This window comes from Nocardiopsis sp. NPDC050513 (assembly GCF_044457925.1).
Lineage (GTDB): Bacteria > Actinomycetota > Actinomycetes > Streptosporangiales > Streptosporangiaceae > Nocardiopsis.
Map to the genome: position 1 here is coordinate 236853 of NZ_JBITHK010000004.1, position 23991 is coordinate 260843.

Genomic DNA, 23991 nt, shown 5'->3' on the forward strand with positions numbered 1-23991 from the left:
TCTCGCACGACTTCCATCCTAGAACGGGACAAAGGGGAGATTTGTGACTACTGGCGGGTGCCGGTGGCGCGTTCGTCCGCATCGGCCGGTGCTGACCCCGCCTCGCCGCGCTCCCGGAGTGCGGACTCGGCGCGCTCGGCGCGTTCCTCCGCGCGCCGGGCGCGCTCCTCGGCGACGGCCAGACGGGCGGCCGCGGCCGTGCGGGACTCGTCGAGCGTGATCTCCGCGTTGCGGCGCTGGGTCTCCAGCGCGGCGGCCAGGCGGGCGCGTTCGGCGTCGGCGCGCTCCAGTTCGGCGGTCAGCCGCGCGCGCTCGGCGTCGGCCGCGGCTCGGTCGGCCTCGCGCCGCTCGTGGGCGCGCTCCGCCTCGGTGTCGAAGCGGGCGCGTTCGGCGGTCAGCGCCTCCGCGGCCTCCCGGGCGCGCGCCTCGGCGCCCTCGGCGCGGGCGGTGGCCCGTTCGGCGGCCACGGCGGCCCCGTCGCGCAGCCGGGCGTACTCGGCCGCCTCCGCCCGGAGTTGCCCGGCCTCGGCGTGCGCGTGCTGGAGGCGGCGCGCCGCCTCGGCGCGGGCCCGCTCGAACTCGGTCCGGGCCCGCTCCGCGTCCGCGCGCGCCCGTTCGGCGGTCTCGGCCATCCGGCGTTCGGCGGCGGCCAGACCGGCGTTGGCCTCGGCGACGGCGGCGTCGCGTTCGGCCGCCGCCCGAGCGGCCGCGTCCCGCAGGAGGTCGCGCTCCGACTCGGCCGCGTTCCTGCGCTCCAGCGCCTCCTCGGCGATACGCTCGGCGGCCTGGGTGGCGGCCACCGCCGACGCGGCCGCGTCCTCGGCCAGGCGCAGGGACGCCTCGGCCCCGCGGCGCCGGTTCTCGGCCTCCAGACGGGCGGCGTCGGCCTCGGCCGCGCGCCGGGCGCCCGCGAGCCGGGCCGCCTCGACCTGGGCCTCCGCCTCGGCGGGGTCGGTCATGGTGCGGAAGGCCTCGGTCGCCGAGCGCAGGGTCTGGGCCATCTGCTCGCTCTGCACGGCGAAGCGGGTGAGGAGGTCGTCCGCGCGCAGTCGCGCGGCGGTCACCGGCTCGGCGGGGGCGGCGGGGGCGTCGCCCGTAGCGGCGGCCACCGCTTCCTCCTCGCGGCGTTCCGCCTCCTGCGCCAGCCGCTGCCGTTCGCGCCAGGCGCGCCACCGGGTGTGCTCGGGCAGATCGCAGTACTCGGGCGGGCGGCCCGGGGAGGAGCCGCGGGGTACGGGCCGGTCACAGCCGGGGAAGTTGCACGTGTTGGAGTCGGAGGTGGCCACGGGGGTGAGCGTAGCGGTTCGGCCTCGTCCGTGCCGGGGCGTGTGCGCCCCGGCACGGGAGGCGCCCGTGTGATCGCTTCGGGTGACGGTGTTGCTACTCTGGGTTTTCGACGGGTGGAGGCGGGCACATGGGCGGACGGTGCACGGTGGAGGCGACGGACGGCGGTGGCCGCACGGTGCGGAAGCGGGCGGCCGTCGTGTTCGGTCTCCTCACGCTCATCGCGGCACAGGCCGCGCCGAGCGGAGCCGTCGTCGGGGGCGTCACCGCCAACACGGCCGCCGATCGGTACGTCGTCGACCGCATGGGGACACTCCTCGGGCCCGAGCTCGGACCCTTCTGCGGGGGGACGGTCCTGGACGCGTGGACGGTCCTCACCGCCGCGTCGTGCGTGGTCGGGCTCCCGGAGTCCGCGGACCTGTACTTCAACCGCGGCGACTACGACCTCTCGACCGAGGCGGAGACCGAGAACGAGGTGGTAGGAGTCGAGCGGGCCATCCCGCATCCCCGCTACGCCGCGCACAGCGGAGTGAACGACATCGCGGTCCTCAAGGTGGCCGGACCCATGGGACTCGCCGACGAGGGCGCGTGGGAGCACATGTGGTCCCTGGGGGACACGTCCCTGGAGCGGGCCGGAACCCCGGTCGTCATGTACGGATGGGGGGCCGTCAGCAGCGGTGGAGCCCTGCCGAGTGTTCTCAGGAAGGCGGAGACGCGTGTGGCCTCGCACGACGCGTGCGAAGCCGGCCACGGGAGCCCCGTGACCGACGACATCCTGTGCCTTGCCGCCCTCGATGCGCAACGGGGCTCATGCCAGGGAGACGAGGGCGGTCCGGTGCTCGCCGCGGACGCCGACGGCAGGAGGTCGTTGATCGGCGTCCTCGGAACTCAGGGGATGCGTTGCGGCCTGCATCCCTACGAGTCCACGACGCGTGTGTCCGGATACCGCGCGTGGATCGTGAACCGCATGGGCGCCCCGACGTAGCACTCCGGCAGCGGATCAGGCTCGTCGCGGCGGTCCCGCGGTGCGGACGGGGCTCCGCCCCCGTGCCGGGGGCCGCACGGGGGCGGAGCGAGGGCGGCGGACCGCCGCTCAGTCGTGCGCGCCGAACCCGTCGACGCGGCAGACCATCGTCGTCACGAAGGGCCGGAAGCCCTCCTGCTCCAGGAAGCGGATGTCCTCGGAGCTGGTCGCCAGCGCGGAGAACTCGATGTCGCGCACGCCCATCGCGGAGAGCTGGCGGCGCATCTCCTCCAGGAGCATGGAGCCGACACCGGCGCCGGAGTACTCCGGGTCGATCGCGAAGGTCTGCACGACCGCGACGCGCTCGCCGCGGTCCCAGCTGCCCTGGGCGTTCTCGCGGATGGTCACCATCGCGTACCCGGCCGGGTCGTCGCCGCTCTCGGCGAAGATCGCCATGGTGTCGGGGTCGGCGAGCCAGGAGACGTACTGGGCGCGGCGACGGCGCCACGACTCGTCCAGGCTCACCGCGCTGATGATGTCCGCGAGATGCGGGGCGGTCACCGTGTGCTGCTGGTGGAGGGCTCCCCACAGGTCCACGAGCTCGTCCACCTCGTGGGCGCCCAGGTAGCGAAAGCTGAGAACGCCGACGTCAGACGGCCGAGGTTTGGTCATCAGCGAAGTTTGCATGTTCTTTCCACCCGTTCCACCAGCATTGGGTGCTGATCCCCTGGGGGCGCGTGTCCCACGGCCCCGTGGTTGAACTGTGCGTCTGACTGTACGTGCCGGTACTGACCGGGACATCGCCGACACGAGGAAAGACAGTCATGAGATAGCCATATGGAAAGAAGTGTGGAAATTCTTTGATCGATCGCGGCGGCGCACCCCATGGTCGCCCCTGGACGGTGTGCAACGAATCACGCGACCAACTCGCGCGACATGTCGGAAACCTCCGCGAAACGCGGCGGTCCTGCCATAAATTGGGGCACATGATCGACGTTCGGCGGTTGCAGCTCCTCCAGGCCCTCGACCGCCACCGCACGGTGGCGGCCACGGCGGAGGCGCTCAACGTCACACCGTCGGCGGTCTCCCAACAGCTCGCCGCCCTGGCCCGCGAGACCGGGGTTCCCCTCGTCGAACGCTCGGGCCGCCGATTCCTGCTCACCGGTGCCGCGCGGGTCCTGCTGGAGCGCGCCCCGGCCATCTTCGCCGAGATGGAGCGCGCCACCTCCGACCTCGCCGAGTACGTCGCGGGCGACCGCGGCGTCGTGCGCGTGGGGTCCTTCTCCACCGGTATCAGCGACCTCGTCGCCCCGGCCCTGGCCCGGCTGAGGGGCAGCCACCCCGGCTGGTCCTTCGAGGTGGTCCAGGCCGAACCCGAGGAGTGCACCGAGATGGTGCGCTCGGGCCGCCTCGACATCGCCGTCACCATGTCCTCGGAGGACCTGCCCTCCGCCGGCGATCCGGAGTTCCGCACCGACCCCGTCATGGTCGAGCTGTTCGACGCGATCCTGCCCTACCAGCACCCGCTGGCCACCCGTACCAGCCTCCACCTGGCCGAGGACCTCGCCGAGGAGGACTGGATCATGTCCGCTCCGGGCAGCGCCTGGCACTCGTGCGTGGCGGCCGCCTGCAACCGGGTGGGCTTCCAGCCCCGTGTGGTGCACACCGTCGACGACTTCAGCGCCGTGTTCGGCATGGTGCAGGCCGGACTGGGCGTGACCCTCATGCCGCGCCTGGCCTGGACCGGGCTGAGCACCCCGCACATCGTCGTCCGGGGGGTGCGCGAGACCGCCCGGCGCCACGTCGTCGCCCTGTCCAGGGCCGGGGCCAACCCCGAGCCCCTGCTCACCGCCGTCCGCGAGGCCGCCAGCAAGGTGCCCGTGCCCTCGGTGGGGCCGTTCGCCGTCGCCGGATAGGTTCGGGCGCCGCCAGGGTGCTGCAAGACGAGGCGAGCCGCTAGCGAGGAACGAGCGTCAGGCGCTGCCGAGGATGAAGCATCCCTGGCTTCGCGGGCGCCCGAACACGGGCCGCAGCGGAGCGGAGGCCCAAGGCGGGCGTCGCCTCACGCCTCCGGGAGCGGCGGCACCTCGTCGAGGACGCCCCGGGCGGCCTCGTGCAGGTACCGCGCCACCACCCCGATCGGCCGCCAGGCCCACCCCCCGGTGCGCCCGGCCAGGAAGATCCGGCGCACGCCGCCCAACTCCCCCAGGGGAGCGTGGGTCACGCCGCGCCGGGTCGAGACCGACAGCCGCGACATCACTCCCACCGCCACCCCGGAGGCGACCAGCTCCTCGCACAGCTCCAGGTTCTCGATCCGGTGCGTGATCCGCGGCGTGAATCCGGCGTCGGCGCACATCCGCTGCACGAGGGCCTCCTCGTCACCCCGGTAGGGGCTGGCGAACCACGACGCGTCGGCGAACTCGCGCAGCCGCCGCCGCGTCAGCGTCCGGCTGTCGCCCCGGTCCGACGGCTGGGACAGCAGCAGCCCTTCCGTCCCGATCGGCCGTACGGTCAGTGTCCCCGGAAATTCCCGGGGCAGCAGGCTGTACTGGTACACGACCCCCAGATCCGCCTGGCCGTCCTGGAGGAGGGCCAGCGCCTGCTCCGACTCGTACTCGGTCAGGCGGACCCCGATGCCCGGGTGGTCGTCACGCAGGCGACGCAGAGCGGGCAGTACCACGGGTGCGGCGCTGGTGTACATGACCAGGTGAACGCGGCCAGCGGGCGCGCCCTCGCCCTCGAACTCCGCCTGGGCCGCCTCCACGCGGGCCAGGATCCCGACGGCGTGTTCCGCCAGCCGCCGACCGGCCGGGGTCAGCCGTACCCGGCGTCCGTCCGGCGCGAGCAGCGGTACACCGGTCTCCCGTTCCAGGACCGCGAGGTGCTTGGAGACCGCCGAGGTGCTCATGCCCGTGACCTCGGACACAGCCGCCATGGTGCCCAGACGCTCCAGTTCGACCAGGAGGCGCAGGCGGGTGAAGTCCATCTACCAAAACTACATGGTTCGTCAACCACTGGTTCGTGGACAGAAACGGAGGAGGTCGATCCAATGGTCGGGTGATCCCCTCATCCATCTCCTCGCTGCGCCGTGCCGACGTCCGGGTCCCGGCCCCGTTCCTGCTGCTCATCGGCATGTTCACCCTGCACTCCGGCAGCGCACTGGCCGTCACCGCGTTCGACCAGGCCTCCCCCGCAACCGTCACCTGGCTCCGGCTCACCTGGGCGGCGGTGCTGCTGCTCGCCCTCGGCGGTCGCTCGCTGTGGCGGGCCGTGCGCGAGGCGACGTGGCGCGAACGCGGCTCCGTGGTGATCCTGGGCACAGCGAGCGCGGGGATGATGCTGTTCTACTCCGAGGCCACCGCCCGGATCGAACTCGGCACCGCGACCTCGATCGAGTTCCTCGGCGCCCTCGTGGTGGCCGTGGCCGCCATGCGCCGCCGCCGCGAACTCGTGTGGATCGCCGCCGCCGGAGCCGGCGTGGTCTGCCTCACCCGTCCCTGGCAGAGCGGCCTGGACGTGGTCGGCCTCGGCCTGGCCCTGGCGGGCGCGGTCTGCGTCGCCGCCTACATCGTGCTCACCCAGCGGGTCGGCGCGGGCTTCGGCGCCGTCCACGGCCTGGCCCTGGCCATGACCGTCGCCGCCCTGGTCAGCGCCCCTCTCGGCGCCCCCGCCGCGATCGCCTCCCCCGACCTCGGCCTCATCCTGCTCACCCTCGGCATCGCGCTCCTGTTCCCGCTCGTGCCGTTCCTGCTGGAGATGGTGGCCCTCCAGCGCATGAGCCGTACCGCCTACAGCACCTTCGCCAGCCTCGAACCCGCGGTCAGCCTCGTCATGGGACTGCTCATCATCGGCCAGGCGCCCGCCGCGGTGCAGGTCGCGGGTATGGTCCTGGTGGTGGTGGCCGGTGTCGGCGCCTCCCGGGGCGACGGCGGACGGCGTCCGGCCCCATCCCCGGATCCGGACACGCCTCACTCGTGTCACGACGGCTCCGCGGCACGAAACGACGCCACGATGCACTAATTTGGTCCGATCATGGCCGCGACATCTGATCTCGAACTCCTGCGTGCCCACGAACCGGTGCTCGTGTGCACCAAGGGGGAACTCTTCTTCCCCACCCGCGTGGACAGCTACGTGCGCAACTGCAGCCTCTGGATCGAGGAGCCGGGCGGACGCGAACGCGTCCTGGTCCCCGCCGGGGAGCTGACCCTCGAACGCCTCGGTCGGGCGGAGGAGGAGTGGCCAGGCCGCCACAAGCACCTGCGGTTCGTCCAGGAGGAGACGATCCGCGAGGAGGCGCGCCGCTTCCGCGGCATCGCGCGCACGGTCATCCCCAAGAGCGGGCGCCTGGCCGCCGTCGGCGTCCTCGGCCGCATCCTCGACATCCTCATGAAGTTCTCCCTGCTCATCCGGGGCGCCGTCCCCGGCGGGGTGACCTTCGCGGCCGTGACCCGGTACCGCGAGCGCGTCGACGACGGCGGCGCCGCCTACTACGGGCGCGTCACCCGCGAGGGCGGCTACGTCATCCTCCAGTACTGGTTCTTCTACGCGATGAACGACTGGCGGACCATCTACGGCGGCGTCAACGACCACGAAGCCGACTGGGAGCGCGTCACCGTCTACCTGGCGGAGAACGCCGACGGCACCCACCGCCCGGTCTGGGTGGGCGCGTCCTCGCACGAGTACCAGGGCGACGACCTGCGCCGCAGCTGGGACGACCCCGACCTGCACCGGGTCGGAGACCACCCCGTGGTCTACGTCGGCGCCGGATCGCACTCGCACCAGATGCTCCCCGGCGACTACCTCATCCAGGTCGACCCCGCCGTCCTGCGCGGGGCCGTGCGCGCCTACCGGAACGTCACCCGCTTCCTCTTCCGGGCCGACAGCGCGATCAACCGCCACGGCATCGGCGTGCCCTTCGTCGACTACGCCCGCGGCGACGGCATGCGCCTGGGACCAGGCGGCGACCGCGAGTGGAACCCCGTCCTCATCGACGACGACACCCCCTGGGTCCGGGGCTTCCGCGGCCTGTGGGGACGCGACACCGGCGACTTCTTCGACGGCGAACGGGCCCCCAGCGGCCCCCGTTACGAACGCGACGGCACCATCCGCCGCTCCTGGGCCGACGTGCTGTCCTGGGTCGGCCTGCACAAGGTCGCCCCCACCGAGGCCGCCGCCCGCGCCGAACTGCGCACGCATGTGAACACCCTCGACGACCGCCTGCGCGCACTCGACGCCGACATCGTCGCCCGCCGCGACCGCCTGCGCCAGCTCGACTCCGCGCGCATGGTCCTGCAACGCCGGGCCAGCTCCCGCCCGCTCGCCCGCGAGCACGCCGAGCGCATGGAGACCCTGGAGAAGGAGCTCGCGGAGCGCTACGAGGAGCGCGTCCTGACCGCCGACGAGCGCGACACCCACCTGCGGGCCCTGGCCGACGACACCCCGCTCGTGCCCGAACCCACCGGCCACCTCAAGGCCCCGCACCTGCCCTACTCCTCGGGCAAGCAGCGCAGCACCCGCTTCCTCCACCTGTGGGTCGCCCTGAGCACCCCGCTGCTGCTGATCTCGCTCGGGCTGACCCTGTTCCTGCTCACCGGGCAGATCACGCTGTACGCCATGCTCGGCGTCGTGGTGGGCTTCGCCGCCGTCGACGCCCTGGCCCGCCGCAAGTTCCTCCAGTTCCTCACCGGGCTGGCGATCCTCGCGGTCGTGGTCGGGGTCGTCGTGGGCGTGGTCGCCGCCTTCATCGCCGACTGGCGGATCGCCCTCGCCGTCCCCATGGCCGTGGTCGTCGTGGTCCTGCTCGTGGTCAACGTGCGCGACCTGCTCCGCCGCTGACCCCGCGCCGGTGCGCGCCCCGGGGCGGGGAGGCGGAGTCGGGGACAATGGAGCCATGACCGACCCGCTCTTCGGCGCCCCGCGGGTGACCGTCGCCCCCGGCGCCGTCCACCTGCCCGGCTGGCTGTCCCCCGAGGACCAGGCCGACCTGGTCCGGCGCTGCCGCCGGTGGGCGCGCGCCGGGATGGTCCGGCACGCCATGCCGCGCGGCGGTCTCATGAGCGTGCGGATGCTGAGTCTGGGCTGGTTCTGGGAGCCGTACCGCTACTCCCGCACCCTGCCTGACGGGACCCCCGTCCCTCCCTTCCCCGGCCTCCTGGGCGCGCTCGCCGAGCGCGCCGTCGCGGACGCCCTCGGCGCGCCGCCCCCACCCGACGCCGACCCCTACGACGTCGCCCTCGTCAACTTCTACGACGCCCGCGCCCGCATGGGCATGCACCAGGACCGCGACGAGCGCTCCGACGCCCCCGTCGTCTCCCTCAGCCTCGGCGACGCGTGCGTGTTCCGCTTCGGCAACACCGAGACGCGGGCCAGGCCCTACACTGACGTGGAGCTGGGCAGCGGCGACCTGTTCGTGTTCGGTGGCCCGTCCCGCACGGCCTACCACGGCGTCCCGCGCACCCGCCCCGGCACCGCGCCGCCCGCGTTGGGCCTGCGGGGACGGCTCAACATCACGATCCGCGCCTCCGGCCTGACCCCCTGAACCCCCGACACCGTGAGGAGAGGCCGACCGGTGCACGACGACGAGACCGCCTCACGCGAGCTGATCCGGCTCATGACCGGCCCCTGGGTGGCCAGATCCGTCGCCGCGGCGGTGCGACTGGGCGTCATCGACCACCTCGACGGCGAAGCCCGACGCGCCCCGGAGCTGGCCGAGGCGCTCGGACTGGACCCCGACCGCCTGGGCCGCCTCCTGCGGCTGCTCGCCGCCGTGGGGGTCGTGCGGCGCGGCCCGGACGGCTGCACCCTGACCGCCACGGGCGAACGGTTGCGCCGCGACCACCCCTCCGGCCTGCGCGACCTCACCCTGCTCTACGACAGCGACCTGTTCGCCCGGGCCTGGGAGCACCTGCCCGAGGCCATGCGCACCGGGCGGACCGGGGTCGACCTCGCCCACGGAACCGACGTGTTCTCGCTCCTGGAGGCCGACCCCCACGAGGCGGCGCGATACGCGGCGGGCATGGCGGCCGGTGCGCGCTTCGTCCGGGAACTGCCCGCGGTGTACGACTTCACCGGCGCGCGGACCGTCGTCGACCTCGGCGGAGGCAGCGGGGAACTGCTCGCCGCCGTCCTCGACCACGCGCCCGACGCGAGCGGTGTGCTCGTCGAGCGGCCGTCCGCCCTGGCGGCCGCCCGCCACCGCCTCGCGGCCCACGCCGACTCGGGCCGCTGCGACCTCGTCGAGGGGGACTTCCTGGCGGCGGTGCCCCCGGGCGGCGACGTCTACGTGCTCTGCCGGATCCTGCACAACTGGTCCGACGCCGAGGCCGGGCGGATCCTGCGGCACTGCCGCGAGGCCATGGCCCCCGGAGGGCGCGTCCTGGTGGTCGAGCGCGTGCTCCCCGACGCCCACGACCCCTGGCTCTCCCTGGTCTTCGACGTGCACATGATGGTCATGACCACCGGAGCCGAGCGCACCGAGCGCCAGTACGAGGAACTCCTGCGCGGCGCCGGTCTGACCACCGATCGGATCACCGACCTGCCGCTGGAGATGCGCGTCCTGGTCGCCCGGCCCGTCGGCCCGTAGCGGGACCGGTCAGACGCCCTGGCGCGCGACGGCGCCGAAGGCGCCCACCACCGCGCCGAGCGCGAACATGGACGCCTCGTCCTCGTCCATGTGCACGATCCCCGCGGGGACGCGGACCCGGTACGGCTTGGCCTCGGCGCGGAGGATCTCCAGGCCGTCGATGATCCTCTGGCCCTCCAGCATCAGGAGTGCTTCCTCGACCCTGCCCGTGCGGTCGCCGCGTGACCAAATCGACATGTGCTCACCCTAGCGACCGCCCGGGCCGGGGACAACGGCGCGTCGGGCGGGGTATCGCCCGTGGTCGGGACGGTTCCGCGCGTGAGCTGCCTGGAACCGCGCGACCTGCGCGGCGGGCGGGGAGGGGCCGGTCGCGGGGTGGCGGCGGTTGTCCCGGAGGGCGGCGGCGGTGCATGCTGGCCGGGCTCTCCGGACCGGTGGGGCTGGGTGCGGTACCCGTACGCCACCGTGAGTCGGAACCCGACCCAGCCACGCCAACGAGCCTCGACCGTCTCCTGCGAACCCGAACGGACCGTGGCCGACCGGGCCGCAGGCACACCGGGACACGGTCCCGTGTCCCGCCGTGTCACGCGGCCCGGGTCGTCCCGGATACGGCCCTCGACGGGCCACAGCGCCCCCGGGCCTGGTCTGGCGTGCCCGGGACCCCGGCGGATGTCAGTCCTGGCCGGGCGGGGGAGCGAGGCGGACGCGGGCGTCGGGTGCGGCGCGGCCGGTGTGCAGCAGGGTGTCGCCGCCGGGGGAGACCAGGCGCCAGTGGCCGCCGTCGGCAGCCAGGGCTCCGGTGTCCCACGCGACGCCGTCGGTGGTGACCTCCCAAGCCAGCTCCCGGGCGACCAGACCGGTCAGCGGGTGGTTCACCAGGTGGGGGAGCCAGTCGGGCAGGTCCCAGACGCGCTCGCCGCCCCGGAGGTCGCCGAGGCGCGCGTGCTGGGCCTTGAGCTCGGTCCGGACGAGCCTGGCGAGCCCCTGGAACTCCTTCATGCCGTCCGGGTGGTCCTCACGCAGGGCCTTGGGGGCGCGCTTGGCTCTCCTGCCGTCGGGGCCGGTGAAGGTGAGGGCGGCGCCGTCGGCGGTCGCGGTCAGGGTCACGGTGTGCTCGCCCAGCCGCCGCGAGAGCGTGCCGTCGGGGCCGAGACCGAAGTCGGGGACGGACCGGTCGGCGAGTTGTGCGGCGGACAGACCGTTGGTCCGCGCGGCCAGGTGAAGGGAAGCGTCGACCTTCCTGCGCTCGTCCCTGGTGCCGGGGGTGGAGCGGACGCGGGTACCGATCCGCACGAGCGCCGGGATCGCGGTCTCGTCCCTCACGCTGTCCAACACGCCCACGTAGCCCTCGTAACCCCACACCAACTGCCAGGTGTCGCGGGACTTCCCGGGCCACAGACGGGTGAAGGAGCGTTCCAGCAGGCCGACGGCCCACGGGACGTTCCGGGGCGGTCGGGTCAGCAGGATGCGGAGGACGCCCCTGATCAGCACGCTGGCGTGGACGGTGAGATGGATCGTGTGCCGGGGGTGTCCGAGCCAGCCCCCGGCGCCCGCGTGGCCGTGTTCGCCGTCCACGTCGGGGAGATCGAGGACCAGTTCGAGGACGCGGCGGAGCACGTCGTCGACGTCGGGAACGGCGTCCAGGTACGTGGGCAGGGCGGTCTCCCACGCAGGGCCTTTCAGGGGACGGAGGCCATGTACGAACAGCGCGGTGATGGCGGGGGAGGAGGTGATGTCGGGGTGAGTGGAGCTCAGGAGGTCGAGGAAGCGGTCGCCTCGGTAGCCCAGGACCTTGTCGGTGGGCCCCAGGGGTCGCCCCAGGTCGAGCAGGAGCGCCAGGAGTTCGTGGTGGTTCCGCTCCCGCGGCCAATGCTCGCGGGGCGAGTTCGAGAACAGGGCCGCGATCCGGTCGGCCATGGCGTGTGCCTCGTCGGCGACCGCGTCCAGTGTGGCCCGCTCCGCCCCCTTGCAGGCTCTGACCGCCAGGTCGAACGAGGACATGCCCAGCGGAACCGACCTCAGGAGCAGGGGGAGGGTGGTGGCGTTCCACACCTCCGGATGTTTCTCGAAGTGGCTGCGCACCCGGTGGTGGTACCGGCGGGGGCTCCCCGCGCGCGTCGTGTCGTCACCGTCGGAGACCGGCGGAAGGCTCGTGTTGGACCACACCACGAGCCGGGCCACGTCGTCGGTGTCGAGCCGCTCCAGGAGTTCGTCCAGGCCGGATTCGGGCCTGCGGCTCTTCACACCCCAGGACAGGAGTGGCGAGGTGGCGGGCAGGGCCGCGACCTCGCGCTCGAACTCGGTGACGAGGCCGGGCAGGTCGGGGGTGAAGAGGTCGGCGACCAGGCCGGTGGCCTCGGGGAGCAGGTCGTACTCCTCGGCCATCCGGTCAGCCCAGGCGCGGGCCTCAGGGGTGGGGGTCGGGGTCGGGGCGGTGTGGTTCATCGGAGCATTCCGTCTGGGCGGTCGGTGTGGCAAGGGACCCTAGCGCGGACCAGGGACACGTGTTCGACGCGCGAACGGGTGGGGGCGCTCCTCTTCCCGGCGGACCACTTGTGAATCTACGACGTAAAGGTGGTCCGTGTGTTCGCCACCACGGCAATTCACCAAAACCCCACCAGTCCCCAGCCGACCTCCGTACAGTGGTCCCACGCGGCTTCGCGCGACCGCCGGTGTGGGGCGGGTGGACGGTTGCCCCACACCGGTTGACCGATGGAGCCGCGCGCCCGGACCGAATCCGGGCGGGTGCGGCCCCGGTGGGCGCACCCGCGCGGGTGTCAGCGCGTCTTGACGATCGTGGCGATCAGGCCGGCGATGATCATCATCGACAGGCTCACGATCATGAGCACGACCGCGACGGTTCCGACATCGATCATGGAGTGTCCTTACGTTCGTCGTTTCCGGGCACCGTGCGTACGCGCGCCGACGCCCGACGCGCCAGTGCCGTGAACGGGTGCGGCGCGTACCCCTTCGTGGGGTCACCCTATCCCGGTGTCGCGGGGGTGGCGTGTCGGGGCGGTCGCGCTGACCAGGGGGCCCGGGGCCGACGGTGTGAGCCACGGCATCGGCGGGAGGAGTCGCCCCGGTGGTCGCGCAGGCGATCGGCTGGGGGCCGTTCCAGGGGTTCCGTCGACGTGCGCGGGTGGCCGGGGAGGTGCCCGGCCACCCGCGTGCCGGGTCTGGCCGCGGCGGGGCTTCCGTGGTGCGATGGAGGCATGGGCACACGCGGAGTCCTCATCGACATCGACGGCGTCCTCACCGTGTCGTGGCGGCCGATCCCCGGCGCGGCGCGCGCGCTGGAACAGCTGCGGAGCGCGGGCCTGCGCACCGTCCTGCTCACCAACACCACCTCCTGTACGCGCGCCTCGATCGCGCAGGCCCTGCGCGGTGCGGGGTTCGACGTGGCCGAGGACGAGGTGCTCACCGCGCCGACCGCGCTGGCCGCGTACCTGGCGGGGCACCATCCCGGAGCGCGGTGCCGTCTGGTCAACGACGGTGACATCCGGGCCGACCTGGAGGGCGTGGAGCTGGTCGAGGAGGACCCGGACCTGGTGGTCACCGGAGGGGCCGGGCCCGGGTTCGACTACGCCACGATGGACGCGGCCTTCAACGACCTGCGGTCGGGCGCGCGCCTGGTGGCCATGCACCGGAACATGTACTGGCGCACGGAGGAGGGCATGCGGCTCGACGCCGGCGCCTTCGTGGTGGCGCTGGAGCGGGCCGCCGGGGTGTCGGCCGAGGTGGTGGGCAAGCCGGCGGAGGCCTTCTTCACCGCGGCGCTGGAACGGTTGGGCCTGTCGGCGAAGGAGACGGCCATGGTGGGCGACGACGTCGTCAGTGACGTGCTCGCCGCCCAGCGGATGGGGATCAGGGGCGTGCTGGTGCGCACGGGGAAGTTCGAGGAGGGCGTGCTGGACAGGGTCGAGGGGGTGCCCGATCACGTGGTGGGGTCGTTCGCGGACGTGCCCGCGCTGCTGGGGGCGGACGAGGCTCCGTCCGACGCCGAGGCCCAGGACCGCTGATAGGCGTCGACCAGCCACCGGTCGGCCCAGGCGGTGTCGGCCGCCGGGGGAAGCTCGGAGGTCTCGCACAGTGCGGCGAGGCGTCGCTCCAGGTCGCGGGCGCGCTCCAGCGCCTCCCGCCGGGTGTGCTCGCCCCGGCGCAGGGCGCGCAGCCAGGACCGGTCGGGCTCGGGGATCGGCAGGGTGAGGCCGCCGGTCTCCATCAGTTCCACGCCCTGGAGGCCGAGTCGGACCATGTGGTAGGCGTACTTGGTGTCGAAGCCTTGACATCCTCCCCCGCCTGAAGGGCAGGGGATTCCAGCTACCGACTCAGGGCGAGTTGGATCGCTGGGGTTCACGGACGCTCGCAGACGTGTGTCTGGTCGTCCCTCCGGCACGACCCCCGAGGGGGTCGGAGCTTACGCCCTGCCCTGCCGCGACGTTGTTCGATGCGTTCAGGTCCGCGTTGCAGGTGAAACCGCAGTGGGAGCAGACGAACCGGGCTTGGCTCTCGCGCGAGTTCTTGTCGATCCACTTGCAGTCGCTGCACTGCAGACTGGTGTAGGCGGGCCGGACGTCCTCGACCCGCCCGGGAGCCTTGTGACCGGTGCGGGTACGCAGCATCCCCCACCCTTGGGCGAGGATCGCCCGGTTCAGCCCGGCCTTGGCGCGGACGTTGCGCCCCGGCTCGGCGACGGTTCCCCTGGCCGAGGCCGTCATGTTCTTTATCCGCAGCCCCTCGAACCGGATGGTGTCGAAGCCCCGGGCCAGGCGGGTGGAGGTCTTCTCCACCCAGTCCTTGCGCCGGTTCGCCTCCTGACGCCGGATCCGATTGGCCTTCGCCTGCTCGGCAGTCCGTTCGGGGCTGTTCCTGGGGGCGCGGGCGGCGCGGCGCTCGTGCTTGCGACGCCTGGTCCGCTCCTTCCCCGACAACTGGGGACAGTTCAGCGTTTGGCCGGTGGACAGGGCGGCGGTGATCACCACTCCCCGGTCCACCCCGACCACCGACCCGTCCCCCGGGGCGGGCGTGGGGTCGGGGACCACGGCGAAGCCGATGTGCCACTGGCCGTGCCGGTGGGTGACCCGGAACGACTTGGCGTCCGGCAGTCCGGGGCGGGTGTTGCGGAACTTCACCCACCCGCATCCGGGGATCTTGGCTTGTGCCCACTTCTTGTTGAGTCTCTGGACTGTCACACGGCGGTGGTGGACCTGCTTGCCTTTGGCGTTCAGGACCGGCTCGCCCTGGGGGGTGAACGCTGGGACGCGTCCGGTGCCGATGACGCGAAATCCCTCGTGGCGGTGCTTCTTACGCCTGCCCGGGTACCCGTGCGACCCGCCCAGGAAGTTAGACAGCGCCTGGTCGAAGTCCCGGAGGGCCTGCTGCTGGATGTCGGCGTTGCCGGAGGCCACCCAGTCGAAGTACTCCGCTGTCGTGGGGTCCATCCCGGTGGTGTCGGTCCGGCGGACCTCGGACATCATCCGGCACAGCCCAGCGGCGCGCGGCGGACGCTGGGTGCGGGCGCCGCCCTTGCGGTAGGTGGTGTTGACCTCCCAGGCCAGGTTCCAGGCGTGCCGGGCCTGCGCGCAGTGCTCGAAGAGTTGAGCTTCCTGCTCGCGGGTCGGGTGCAGCCGGAACCTGGACATGGCATCACTATAGCATTATTTTAGAATCAGTAAGGTTCTCTTTCGAGTCCGAACCGGGTTACCGTGGGGTCCATGAAGCAGATCTCGCTACGTCTGCCTGACGAACTTCACGCCGCGCTCAAAGACCTCGCGGAGCAGGAGGACCGGTCGCTGCACGCCCAGATCATCCGTATCCTCCGCCAGGCCACCGACAGTCCGCGCACCGCTCCCGTGGGGCGCGATTCACCCTCGGCCTGAAGGCCGGGGCACCCTCGCCCGAAATCGGTGGACGGCCTCCAGTTCGGGGCGGTTGGTGTGTCGGCCGCCGCGGGTGCCGTCCAGGCGTTCGCGTTGGGCGCGCAGGTAGCCGAGGAAGCGGCGGCCCGCCCGGCGGGAGAGCAGCCGGTGGCGGTGGGCGCGCAGTTCGCGGCCGAGGTCGGTGAGGGTGACGATCTCCGTCTCGGGGACGAAGAGCGGCAGCAGCACGGTGGGGTTGCCGTCCAGGGCCAGGCGGGTCCACTTGCGCAGGGAGTACACGGTCAGTTCGAGGTCGTCGGCGGCCGAGCGGACGTGGTCGGGCTGGGCGCGGTACATGTACTGCTCGAAGGTCCGCAGGCCGATGACGTACTCGGGTGGCTCCACACAGATCCCCATCTCGTCGCGGTCGCTGGCGCCGTCGACGGCGAGGCCGTGGACGGTGGAGCCGACCTGGCAGCGCAGGATGGTGGCGTGCTCGGCGATACGGGCGAAGGCGGGGTCGGAGTGCTTCACGGTCCTCCTCCACGGGTCCGGCGGCGAGCGGGGCGTGCGCACGGTAGCGCGGCCGGGTGGCCTGGCGCGACGGGTTTTCAGCGGTGTCGTGTGGGGCGTTTGTGCCGATATCGGCCACCGCGGACCCTTGCCGGGCGGGGGACCGGGGCCGTTTACTGGTCGGGCGCCGCCGGGTCCGGCGGCACCGCCGATCGACCGCAGAAAGCAGGACCGTGTCCGCCGATACCCCCAAGATCGACACCTCCATCCCCCACAACGCCCGTATCTGGAACTACTGGTTGGGCGGCAAGGACAACTACCCGGTGGACCGGGAGATGGGTGAGCAGATCCGTTCGTTCTTCCCCGAGATCGTGGACAACGCGGTGGCCGACCGCGGTTTCCTCGTCCGCGCGGTGACCTACCTGGCCAAGGAGGAGGGGGTGCGGCAGTTCCTCGACATCGGGACGGGGCTGCCCACCCACAACAACACCCACGAGGTCGCCCAGTCGGTGGCGCCGGAGGCGCGGGTGGTCTACGTGGACAACGATCCGCTGGTGCTCGCGCACGCCCGTGCCCTGCTGACCGGCAGTGAGAAGGGCGCCACCGCCTACGTGGACGCCGACCTGCGCGATCCCGACACCATCCTGTCGGAGGCGGAGCGGACGCTGGACTTCTCCCAGCCGGTGGCGCTCATGCTGCTGGGCGTGATCAACTTCGTCGACGACGACGCCGAGGTCCGTTCGATCCTGGACCGTCTTCTGGCCGCCCTGGCTCCGGGCAGCTTCCTGGTCGTCTCCCACCCCGTCGACGACATCGACCACGAGCGCGCCCACGAGGTCGCGGCGGCGTGGAACGAGAAGGGCACGCCCAAGCTGACGGTCCGGTCGGCGGCGGGGGTGCGGACGTTCTTCGACGGTCTGGAGCTGCTGGAGCCGGGTGTGGTCTCGTGCTCCCTGTGGCGGCCGGAGGACACCGAGGTGGGCGAGGTGCGCCCGGTGGCCGAGTACGGCGGCGTGGCCAGGAAGGGCTGACGCGGCGCCGTGCGCGTCCCCGCGCCGGCGGCCGGGGGCGGGCCGGGGTCGGTGGCCCGCCGGGTCCGGTCAGCGGGGGCGCTGGTCGATGATGCGGCGGAACTTGCCCACCGACCGTTCGATGCCCTCGGGGCCGACGACGTCGACGGCGACGCTGACGCCGACCCGGTCCTTGATGGCGGCCGCGAGGCGCTGGGCGAGGTCGGCGCGCTGCCGGTCGGTCCGGTCCGGGCGGGCCTCCGCGCGCACGGCCATCCGGTCCAGGCGTCCCTCGCGCGTGAGCACGAGCTGGAAGTGCGGGGCCAGGCCGTCCAGGCCCAGGACGATCTCCTCGATCTGGGTGGGGAAGACGTTGACGCCGCGCAGGATGATCATGTCGTCGCTGCGGCCGGTGACCTTGTCCATGCGGCGCATGGGGCGGGCGGTGCCGGGGCGCAGGGTGGTCAGGTCGCGGGTGCGGTAGCGGATGACGGGCATGGCCTCCTTGGTGAGGGAGGTGAAGGCCAGTTCGCCGTACTCGCCGTCGGGCAGGACCTCGTGGGTGACGGGGTCGAGGATCTCGGGCAGGAAGTGGTCCTCCCACACGTGCAGTCCGTCCTTGGTCTCCACGCACTCGTTGGCCACGCCGGGGCCCATGACCTCGGACAGGCCGTAGATGTCGACGGCGTGCAGGTCGAAGCGGTCCTCGATCTCCAGGCGCATCCGCTCGGTCCAGGGTTCGGCGCCGAAGATCCCGACCTTGAGCGAGGTCGTGCGCGGGTCGACGCCCTGGCGTTCGAACTCGTCGAGCAGGGTGAGCATGTAGCTGGGGGTGACCATGATGACGTCGGGCTGGAAGTCCTGGATGAGCTGGACCTGTTTGGCGGTCTGGCCGCCGGAGGCGGGGATGACCGTGCAGCCGAGCCGCTCGGCTCCGTAGTGGGCGCCCAGGCCGCCGGTGAAGAGCCCGTACCCGTAGGCGACGTGGACCTTGTGGCCGGGGCGGCCGCCCGCGGCGCGGATGGAGCGGGCCACGACGTCGGCCCAGTGGTCGATGTCCCGGCGGGTGTAGCCGACGACGGTGGGGCGTCCGGTGGTGCCGCTGGAGGCGTGGATGCGGCTGACCCGCTCCTGGGGCACGGCGAACATGCCGAAGGGGTAGTTGTCGCGCAGGTCGGCCTTGGTGGTGTGCGGGAAGTGCCGCAGGTCGGCCAGGGCCCTCAGGTCCTCGGGGCGGACCCCGGCCTGGTCGAACTTCTTCCGGTACAGGGGCACGTTCGTGTAGGCGTGCTCCAGGGTCCACTTCAGCCGCTCCAGTTGCAGGGCGCTCAGCTCGTCGACACTCATGCGCTCGGCCGGGTCCAGCAGGTCGGGCGCGGGCGCCTGGCCGAGGCGGGTGCGGGGGGCGGAACCGGTCGACCGCCGGATGGTGTCGTCGCTGGCCATGTGGGACTCTCCGTGTACCGTGCGCGGCGCGCCGCCGGATCGGACGCCTGGACGGGTGCGGCGGCGCGCGAGATGGGCGGTGGCCCGCCGCGGGGCGGGCCGACTTGCTTACTGACCGAACGTTCGGTTACTAATGCATTAAGGCAGTCTCCGGGCGGCCGTGTCAAGGAGAGGTGCCGATGAGTCCACACGTGGCGGTGGCGCACACCACCGCACTCAACATGGGAGGCCCCGCGTGAGCGACGTCTACCTGGTCGACGGGGTGCGCACCCCTCAGGGCCGCTACGGCGGCGCGCTGTCGGCCGTGCGACCGGACGACCTGGCGGCCACGGTCGTGGCCGAGGCCGTACGCAGGTCCGGAGTCCCCGGCGGCGCCGTGGACGAGGTCGTCCTCGGCGCCGCCAACCAGGCGGGCGAGGACAACCGCAACGTCGCCCGCATGGCGGCGCTGCTGGCGGGGCTGGACCCGAGCGTCCCGGGGTACACCGTCAACCGCCTGTGCGCCAGCGGCCTGACCGCGGTGGCCTCCGCGGCCCAGGCGATCCGCGCCGGTGAGGCCGACGTGGTCGTGGCGGGCGGCGTGGAGTCGATGACCCGCGCCCCCTGGGTCATGGCCAAGCCCGGCAGCCCCTGGGCCAAGCCCGGCGAGGTCGCCGACACCTCCCTCGGCTGGCGCTTCACCAACCCGAGGTTCGCCGCCCACGACGCCCAGGCGCCGACGGACGCCGCGCCGAACGACCTGCGCTACACCCTGTCCATGGGCGAGACCGCCGAGGAGGTCGCCGTCCTGGAGGGGCTGACCCGCCAGGAGTGCGACGCGTTCGCGCTGCGCAGCCACCGGCGGGCGGTCGCCGCGGCCGAGGCCGGGCGCTTCGACCGCGAGATCGTCCCCGTGGCGGTCACCGGCCGCAGGGGCGCCACCCACGAGGTCACCGCGGACGAGGGCCCCCGCCCCGACACCGACGAGGTCTCCCTGGCCAGGCTGCGCCCGGTCTTTCGCGAGGGGGGCATCGTCACGGCGGGCAACTCCTCGTCCCTGTCCGACGGCGCGTCCGCCCTCGTACTGGCCAGTGCCGAGGCGGTCGAGCGGCACGGACTGACCCCGCGCGCCCGCGTCGTGGCCTCGGCCTCGGCCGGGGTGCCCCCGCAGATCATGGGCCTGGGTCCGGTGCCCGCCACGGAGAAGGTGCTCGCCCGCGCCGGGTGGGCGCTCGACGAGGTCGGTTCCGTGGAGCTCAACGAGGCCTTCGCCGCCCAGTCCCTGGGCGTCGTGCGGCGGCTCAAGCTGGACCCCGAGCGCGTCAACGCCGACGGGGGAGCGATCGCTCTGGGCCACCCTCTGGGCAGCTCCGGCGCCCGCATCCTGGTCACCCTGGTGAACCGCATGGAGCGCGAGGACACCCGGCGCGGTCTGGCCACCCTGTGCGTGGGTGTGGGCCAGGGAGCCGCCCTCCTGGTCGAGCGGGTCTGAGGGGGAGTCCGATGAGCGACGTCGACGACGGCATCGCGGGCGGGGGCGGCGACTTCGCGACGCTGCGCGTGGACTGGCGCGAGGACCGCGTCGTGGTGGAGCTGTGCCGCCCGCGGGCGCGCAACGCCATCAACGGGACGATGATCGCCGAGCTGCACGAGGTGTGCGCCCGGGTGGAGGCCGACCCCCGGCCCCTGCTGCTCACCGGGCACGGCGACGTGTTCGCGGGCGGCGCCGACATCGCCGAACTGCGCGAACGCGGCCGGGAGGAGGCCCTGGCCGGGATCAACAGCCGCCTGTTCGAACGCCTGCACCGGCTGCGGGTCCCCACCGTCGCGGCCGTGCACGGCTACGCCCTGGGCGGCGGCGCCGAACTCGCCTACGCGTGCGACGTCCGTCTGGCCACGCCCGCCGCCGTGTTCGCCCAACCCGAGCCGGGCCTGGGCATCATCGCCGGAGCGGGCGCCTGCTGGCGGCTGCGGGAGCTGGTCGGGCTGTCCGTGGCCAAGCAGGTCCTGCTGGGCGGGTTCCGGCTGGACGCCGGGGCGGCCCTGAGACACGGCCTGGTCGCCGAGATCGTGCCCGCCGAGGAGCTGAGGGACCGGGCACACGCCCTCATCGACCGCATGGCCGCCTCCTCCGCGCTGGCCCTGCGCCTGACCAAGATGGTCCTGGACGCCGACGGCGCCCACCCGATCGCCGACGACCTGACCCAGGCCGTGCTGTTCGAGGGCGCCGACAAGCACGACCGGATGACCCGTTTCCTGGAGAGGAAGAAACCTTGAGCAGCACCGACACGGGCGTGCCCGGGACCGTCGCCGTCATCGGCGGCGGCACCATGGGCGCGGGGATCGTCCAGCAGTTCCTCACCGCGGGCGCGGACGTGGTGCTGGTCGAGGCCACCGACGCGGCCGCCGAGGCGGGCCGGGGCCGGGTGGCCGCCGGGCTGGACAGGGCGCGCGAGCGCGGCCGGATCGACGCCGAACCCGCGGCCTACCTGGCGCGGCTGTCCACCGCCGCCGACACCGCCCGCATCCCCGCCGACGCCGGGCTGGTCGTCGAGGCGGTCCCGGAGCGGACCGACCTGAAGATCGCGGTGCTCACCGCCGCCGAGGCCGCCGTCGGCGGGGAGACCGTCCTGGCCTCCAACACCAGCTCGCTGTCGGTGACCGACCTGGCCGCCGCGCTCCGGCGGCCCGGCCGGTTCCTGGGCACCCACTTCTTCAACCCCGTCCCCGCCTCCAGGCTGGTGGAGATCGTCACCGCCCCGGACACCGACGCGGCGGTCGTGACCGCGGTGCGCGGCTGGGTGGCCGCCCTGGGCAAGACCGAGATCGTGGTCCGCGACGCGCCCGGGTTCGCCACCAGCCGTCTGGGCGTGGCGCTGGGCCTGGAGGCGATCCGCATGGTGGAGGAGGAGGTGGCCTCGCCCACCGACATCGACACCGCCATGGAGCTGGGCTACCGGCACCCGATGGGCCCGCTGCGCCTGACCGACCTGGTGGGCCTGGACGTGCGGCTGGCCATCGCCGAACACCTGGCCGAGGAACTCGGGGACCGGTTCGAGCCGCCCGCCCTGTTGCGCCGTATGGTCGCCGAGGGAAGGCTCGGTCGCAAGACGGGGCGCGGTTTCCACACCTGGGACGAGGGAGACGAGGCGTGAGCGAACACAGGGCGGCGGAGTTCGACGAGGCCGACGGGCTGGCCACGGTGCGCCTGCACCGACCGGCGCTGACACGGCGGGTCAAGGAGGACCTGCTGGCGGCGCTGCGCGCGGCGGCGGACTCCGGGACCGCGCGGGCGGTGCTGCTGCTGGGGTCGGACCGGGCGTTCTGCGTCGGCCAGGACCTGGCCGAGCACGCGCGGACCCTGAAGGAGGCCCCCGGGCAGGCGCTGACCACCGTGCGCGAGCACTACAACCGGATCGTGCTGGCGATGGAGGACATCCGCGTGCCGGTCGTGGTGGGCGTCGGCGGGGCGTGCGTGGGCGCGGGGCTGGGTTTCGCGCTGGCCGGGGACGTGCGGATCAGTGCCCGCCGGGCGAAGTTCGGCACGGCGTTCACCGGGATCGGTCTGGCCTCGGACTCGGGGCTGGCCTACCGTCTGGTGCGCTCGCTGGGCCAGGCGAGGGCGATGGAGCTGATGCTGCTGGGCGAGACGGTCGGCGCCGACCGCGCGCTGGAGCTGGGGCTGGTCACGGAGGTCGTGGACGACGACGCCTGGGAGAAGCGCGCCCGCGAGGTGGCCGCGCGACTGGCGTCGGGCCCCACACTCGCGTTCACGGCGGCCAAGCGCGAGGTGCGCGCGGCGGCCGCGGGCACCCGTGAGCTGCCCTCCCTGCTGGAGGAGGAGGCCGAGTTGCAGAACCGGCTGGGCGTGACCGCCGACCACGTCGGCGCGGTGAACTCCTTCCTCGACAAGGAGGCGCCGGCCTTCACCGGTCGCTGACCTGCCCGGTCCGGCCGTCCGGGGGCTTGCCCGGGCGGCCGGACCGGTGGATACTAATTACTGACCGAACGTTCGGTTATGAATGGGGAGCCAACCATGTCCACCGTGACGGCCCAGGCGCCGCCCGAGGGCGCCGACGTCCGCCAGGCGGAGTTCGACGGCAGGATCGCCGCCGACCAGCGCATCGAACCGCGCGACTGGATGCCCGACGGGTACCGCAGGACGCTGGTGCGCCAGGTGTCCCAGCACGCCCACTCGGAGATCATCGGCATGCAGCCCGAGGGCGACTGGATCGCGTCGGCGCCCAGCCTGCGCCGCAAGGCGATCCTGCTGGCCAAGGTCCAGGACGAGGCCGGGCACGGCCTGTACCTGTACGCGGCCGCCGAGACGCTCGGCGTGGACCGCGCCGATCTGACGCGGCGGCTCATCGAGGGCCGCCAGAAGTACTCCTCGATCTTCAACTACCCGTCGCTGACCTTCGCCGACGTCGGCGTGATCGGCTGGCTGGTGGACGGGGCGGCGATCTGCAACCAGGTGCCGCTGTGCCGCAGCTCCTTCGGGCCCTACGCCCGCGCCATGGTGCGCATCTGCAAGGAGGAGTCCTTCCACCAGCGCCAGGGCTACGAGCTGCTCATGCGCATGATGGAGGGCACGGAGGCCCAGCGCGCGATGGTGCAGGACGCGGTCGACCGCTGGTGGTGGCCCTCGCTGATGATGTTCGGCCCGCCCGACGCCGACTCGCCCAACACCGCCCAGTCCATGGCCTGGCGGATCAAGCGCGACACCAACGACGACCTGCGCCAGAAGTTCGTCGACATGACCGTCCCCCAGGCCGAGCGGCTGGGCGTGAGCCTGCCCGACCCGGAGCTGGTCTGGAACGAGGAGCGCGGCCACCACGACTTCGGCGAACCCGACTGGGTGGAGTTCAGACAGGTCGTCTCCGGCAGCGGACCCAGGAACGCCGAACGGATCGAGCGCCGCCGCGCCGCGCACGAGAAGGGCGCGTGGGTCCGCGAGGCCGCCACCGCCTACGCCCGCAAGCACGACCAGGAGGCCACGGCATGAGCAGCGACACGGTCCCCGCGCGCCCGGAGTGGCCGCTCTACGAGGTCTTCGTCCGGGGCAAGCGCGGACTCAACCACGTCCACGTCGGCTCCCTGCACGCCCCCGACGACCGCATGGCCCTGCACAACGCGCGCAACCTCTACACGCGCCGCAACGAGGGCGTGAGCATCTGGGTCGTGCGCGCCGAGCACATCACCGCGTCCAGCCCCGACGAGAAGGACCCCTTCTTCGACCCCAGCGGCGACAAGGTGTACCGGCACCCCACCTTCTACCCCATCCCCGACGATGTCCCGCACATCTGAGCGGACGCCCGGGCGGGCGCCCGCCGAGGCCGGGGGCGACGGGAC

General features: G+C 73.0%; 22 protein-coding genes and 2 pseudogenes. 15 read left to right on the forward strand and 9 right to left on the reverse strand.

What is annotated here, in order from left to right; translation table 11 throughout:
• Positions 1-47 precede the first annotated feature (47 nt).
• Positions 48-1286, reverse strand: a complete 1239-nt coding sequence (locus ACIBFB_RS08945) for a hypothetical protein (protein ID WP_397227923.1) — start codon at positions 1284-1286, stop codon at positions 48-50.
• 128 nt (positions 1287-1414) lie between these two features.
• Between ACIBFB_RS08945 and ACIBFB_RS08950 the strand changes: the two genes are divergently transcribed.
• Positions 1415-2269 (forward strand): S1 family peptidase, encoded by an 855-nt coding sequence (locus tag ACIBFB_RS08950; protein WP_397227925.1) that lies wholly within the window; start codon positions 1415-1417, stop codon positions 2267-2269.
• 108 nt (positions 2270-2377) lie between these two features.
• On the opposite strand, the gene ACIBFB_RS08955 is transcribed toward ACIBFB_RS08950, so the two are convergent.
• Complete coding sequence (locus ACIBFB_RS08955) at positions 2378-2920, reverse strand: GNAT family N-acetyltransferase (protein ID WP_397227927.1); 543 nt, start codon at positions 2918-2920, stop codon at positions 2378-2380.
• 314 nt (positions 2921-3234) lie between these two features.
• On the opposite strand from ACIBFB_RS08955, the gene ACIBFB_RS08960 reads away from it, so the two are divergent.
• Complete coding sequence (locus tag ACIBFB_RS08960; protein WP_397227929.1) at positions 3235-4164, forward strand: LysR family transcriptional regulator; 930 nt, start codon at positions 3235-3237, stop codon at positions 4162-4164.
• Between the two features lie 146 nt (positions 4165-4310).
• Here ACIBFB_RS08960 and ACIBFB_RS08965 read toward each other — a convergent pair whose 3' ends face one another.
• Positions 4311-5234 (reverse strand): LysR family transcriptional regulator, encoded by a 924-nt coding sequence (locus ACIBFB_RS08965; protein WP_397227931.1) that lies wholly within the window; start codon positions 5232-5234, stop codon positions 4311-4313.
• 71 nt (positions 5235-5305) lie between these two features.
• Between ACIBFB_RS08965 and ACIBFB_RS08970 the strand changes: the two genes are divergently transcribed.
• From ACIBFB_RS08970 to ACIBFB_RS08985, 4 genes are read left to right on the forward strand one after another with little or no spacing between them, the layout of a single operon-like run.
• Positions 5306-6268: an EamA family transporter gene (locus tag ACIBFB_RS08970; protein WP_397227933.1), complete on the forward strand. Its 963-nt coding sequence runs from the start codon at positions 5306-5308 to the stop codon at positions 6266-6268.
• A gap of 12 nt (positions 6269-6280) precedes the next feature.
• Positions 6281-8083, forward strand: a complete 1803-nt coding sequence (locus ACIBFB_RS08975) for a hypothetical protein (protein WP_397227935.1) — start codon at positions 6281-6283, stop codon at positions 8081-8083.
• Positions 8084-8138: 55 nt separating this feature from the next.
• The gene (locus ACIBFB_RS08980) at positions 8139-8786 is read left to right on the forward strand and encodes an alpha-ketoglutarate-dependent dioxygenase AlkB family protein (protein ID WP_397227937.1); all 648 of its coding nucleotides are present in this window, start codon (positions 8139-8141) and stop codon (positions 8784-8786) included.
• A gap of 30 nt (positions 8787-8816) precedes the next feature.
• Positions 8817-9830: a methyltransferase gene (locus tag ACIBFB_RS08985; RefSeq protein WP_397227939.1), complete on the forward strand. Its 1014-nt coding sequence runs from the start codon at positions 8817-8819 to the stop codon at positions 9828-9830.
• A 9-nt stretch (positions 9831-9839) separates the two neighbouring features.
• Here the strand turns inward: ACIBFB_RS08985 and ACIBFB_RS08990 are convergent, their stop codons facing one another.
• The gene (locus ACIBFB_RS08990; RefSeq protein WP_397227941.1) at positions 9840-10067 is read right to left on the reverse strand and encodes a hypothetical protein; all 228 of its coding nucleotides are present in this window, start codon (positions 10065-10067) and stop codon (positions 9840-9842) included.
• A 435-nt stretch (positions 10068-10502) separates the two neighbouring features.
• Positions 10503-12275 (reverse strand): DUF4132 domain-containing protein, encoded by a 1773-nt coding sequence (locus ACIBFB_RS08995; RefSeq protein ID WP_397227943.1) that lies wholly within the window; start codon positions 12273-12275, stop codon positions 10503-10505.
• A gap of 770 nt (positions 12276-13045) precedes the next feature.
• Between ACIBFB_RS08995 and ACIBFB_RS09000 the strand changes: the two genes are divergently transcribed.
• Complete coding sequence (locus tag ACIBFB_RS09000) at positions 13046-13852, forward strand: TIGR01458 family HAD-type hydrolase (protein ID WP_397227944.1); 807 nt, start codon at positions 13046-13048, stop codon at positions 13850-13852.
• On the opposite strand, the pseudogene ACIBFB_RS09005 reads toward ACIBFB_RS09000, so the two are convergent.
• Together ACIBFB_RS09005 and ACIBFB_RS09010 are read right to left on the reverse strand one after the other, a co-directional pair.
• Positions 13768-14115, reverse strand: a pseudogene (locus ACIBFB_RS09005) (nucleotidyltransferase); the annotation flags it as partial. The gene ACIBFB_RS09000 and the pseudogene ACIBFB_RS09005 overlap by 85 nt on opposite strands.
• 46 nt (positions 14116-14161) lie before the next feature.
• Positions 14162-15475, reverse strand: coding sequence for an RNA-guided endonuclease InsQ/TnpB family protein (locus tag ACIBFB_RS09010; protein ID WP_397227946.1), 1314 nt, complete (start codon positions 15473-15475; stop codon positions 14162-14164).
• 72 nt (positions 15476-15547) lie between these two features.
• Here ACIBFB_RS09010 and ACIBFB_RS09015 point away from each other — a divergent pair, with 72 nt between their 5' ends.
• Positions 15548-15712: a FitA-like ribbon-helix-helix domain-containing protein gene (locus ACIBFB_RS09015; protein ID WP_397227948.1), complete on the forward strand. Its 165-nt coding sequence runs from the start codon at positions 15548-15550 to the stop codon at positions 15710-15712.
• A 21-nt stretch (positions 15713-15733) separates the two neighbouring features.
• Here the strand turns inward: ACIBFB_RS09015 and ACIBFB_RS09020 are convergent.
• Positions 15734-16225 (reverse strand): annotated as a pseudogene (locus ACIBFB_RS09020) (DNA polymerase beta superfamily protein); the annotation flags it as partial.
• Between the two features lie 212 nt (positions 16226-16437).
• Here ACIBFB_RS09020 and ACIBFB_RS09025 point away from each other — a divergent pair.
• The gene (locus ACIBFB_RS09025) at positions 16438-17235 is read left to right on the forward strand and encodes an SAM-dependent methyltransferase (protein ID WP_397227950.1); all 798 of its coding nucleotides are present in this window, start codon (positions 16438-16440) and stop codon (positions 17233-17235) included.
• A gap of 69 nt (positions 17236-17304) precedes the next feature.
• Here ACIBFB_RS09025 and paaK read toward each other — a convergent pair whose 3' ends face one another.
• Complete coding sequence (gene paaK, locus ACIBFB_RS09030) at positions 17305-18660, reverse strand: phenylacetate--CoA ligase PaaK (RefSeq protein ID WP_397227952.1); 1356 nt, start codon at positions 18658-18660, stop codon at positions 17305-17307.
• 235 nt (positions 18661-18895) lie between these two features.
• Between paaK and ACIBFB_RS09035 the strand changes: the two genes are divergently transcribed.
• The 6 genes from ACIBFB_RS09035 to paaB all read left to right on the forward strand — a co-directional run bounded on the left by ACIBFB_RS09035 (position 18896) and on the right by paaB (position 23946).
• Entirely contained in the window at positions 18896-20131 is a 1236-nt protein-coding gene (locus tag ACIBFB_RS09035) for a thiolase family protein (protein ID WP_397227954.1), read from the forward strand.
• An 11-nt stretch (positions 20132-20142) separates the two neighbouring features.
• Positions 20143-20916: an enoyl-CoA hydratase/isomerase family protein gene (locus tag ACIBFB_RS09040; RefSeq protein WP_397227956.1), complete on the forward strand. Its 774-nt coding sequence runs from the start codon at positions 20143-20145 to the stop codon at positions 20914-20916.
• Positions 20913-21794 (forward strand): 3-hydroxyacyl-CoA dehydrogenase family protein, encoded by an 882-nt coding sequence (locus tag ACIBFB_RS09045; protein WP_397227958.1) that lies wholly within the window; start codon positions 20913-20915, stop codon positions 21792-21794. Before ACIBFB_RS09040 ends, ACIBFB_RS09045 begins: the two co-directional genes overlap by 4 nt.
• Positions 21791-22579: an enoyl-CoA hydratase-related protein gene (locus ACIBFB_RS09050; protein WP_397227960.1), complete on the forward strand. Its 789-nt coding sequence runs from the start codon at positions 21791-21793 to the stop codon at positions 22577-22579. The genes ACIBFB_RS09045 and ACIBFB_RS09050 overlap by 4 nt, the downstream gene beginning before the upstream one ends.
• A 96-nt stretch (positions 22580-22675) precedes the next feature.
• Complete coding sequence (paaA, locus tag ACIBFB_RS09055; protein ID WP_397227962.1) at positions 22676-23644, forward strand: 1,2-phenylacetyl-CoA epoxidase subunit PaaA; 969 nt, start codon at positions 22676-22678, stop codon at positions 23642-23644.
• A complete protein-coding gene (paaB, locus tag ACIBFB_RS09060; RefSeq protein WP_397227965.1) occupies positions 23641-23946 on the forward strand; it encodes a 1,2-phenylacetyl-CoA epoxidase subunit PaaB in 306 nt (101 codons plus the stop codon). Before paaA ends, paaB begins: the two co-directional genes overlap by 4 nt.
• The last annotated feature ends 45 nt before the right edge of the window (positions 23947-23991 follow it).